Below are 1,127 nucleotides of genomic sequence, written 5' to 3' on the forward strand. Positions count from 1 at the left end.
CTGCTGGAACATGCGCGAACTCGGGACCGACCCTTCGCGTCCGGACGTATGCACGAGGTGCGCGGCGGTTCTCGCCGACCTCGGTGTGTAGGGACTCGGGCGAAGGACGGCTGCGCTCCGGTGGTACAATCCGAATAGACGGAACGAGCGCCCGGTGCATATCCGCCGGGCGCTCTGATACTGCGGCCGACACAGAGGAGGCCCGCCGTGGACTCCACGAAGCGCGATGCATTCCGAACCCACCTCGAACCCGAGTTGGAGCGCCTCAACGCGGTCATCGCAGAGATGGAGATCGAAGATCGCGAGTCTCTGTCGGATGTGAGCGGCGAGAACAACTACCGCGACCACATGGCGGACCAGGGCTCAGCCACGTTCGAGCGCGAGATGGGCATGACGCTCGAGGAGAACGCGCGCGAGGCGCGCTCGGCGGTGAGGCATGCGCTTGAGCGCATGTCGGAGGACCTCTACGGCGTGTGCGAGCGGTGCTCCGCCGAGATTCCGGTCGAGCGTCTCGAGGCTCATCCCACGGCCACGCTGTGCGTTCCGTGCAAGGAAGCTGAAGAGTCGCCTCGGTGACGCTGCGCCGCCCGCTTCTCGCATTCCTCCTGACGGTGGGGTTCGCACTCGTCGCCGACCAGGCCTCGAAGGCGATGGTCCGCTCGGCATTGCCGGCTCAGGACTCCACGCTGCTTGTCCCCGGGGTCCTCTACTTCACGCACGTGCGCAACGCCGGAGCCGCGTTCGGGATGCTTCCGGGACAGCGGATCGCCTTCATGTCCGTCTCCGTCATCGTCCTCCTGGTGATAGCCGTGTACTTCGTGCGGCAGAGGCCACAGGTGGCTCTGGTGGTGTTCGGTCTGGGACTCATTGCCGCGGGTGCCGCCGGCAACCTCATCGATCGCGCGACAGCCGGCTTCGTGACCGACTTCCTCGAGTTCGCGTTCATCGACTTTCCCGTGTTCAACATCGCCGATTCCTCGATCGTCATCGGCGCGGGACTTCTGATCGCTTGGTTGCTGTTCGCCCCGGCCAAGCAGATCGAGACGACCACGCCCGAGGGTGTCTCGGCCTCCAGCGAGCTGCCCGTGGACTCGCCCGAGTGAGCCCAGCGGACTACTTCGAGCACC

2 protein-coding genes are annotated in these 1,127 nt (G+C 65.7%); both read left to right on the forward strand.

Translation table 11 applies throughout. The features are described from left to right. Positions 1–207: 207 nt before the first annotated feature. Positions 208–576, forward strand: coding sequence for a TraR/DksA family transcriptional regulator (locus FDZ70_11175; protein ID TLM65353.1), 369 nt, complete (start codon positions 208–210; stop codon positions 574–576). Next, entirely contained in the window at positions 573–1,103 is a 531-nt protein-coding gene (gene lspA / locus FDZ70_11180; GenBank protein TLM65354.1) for a signal peptidase II, read from the forward strand. The genes FDZ70_11175 and lspA overlap by 4 nt, the downstream gene beginning before the upstream one ends. Positions 1,104–1,127: the final 24 nt, after the last annotated feature.

Source organism: Actinomycetota bacterium (assembly GCA_005774595.1).
Classification (GTDB): Bacteria; Actinomycetota; Coriobacteriia; order Anaerosomatales; family D1FN1-002; genus D1FN1-002.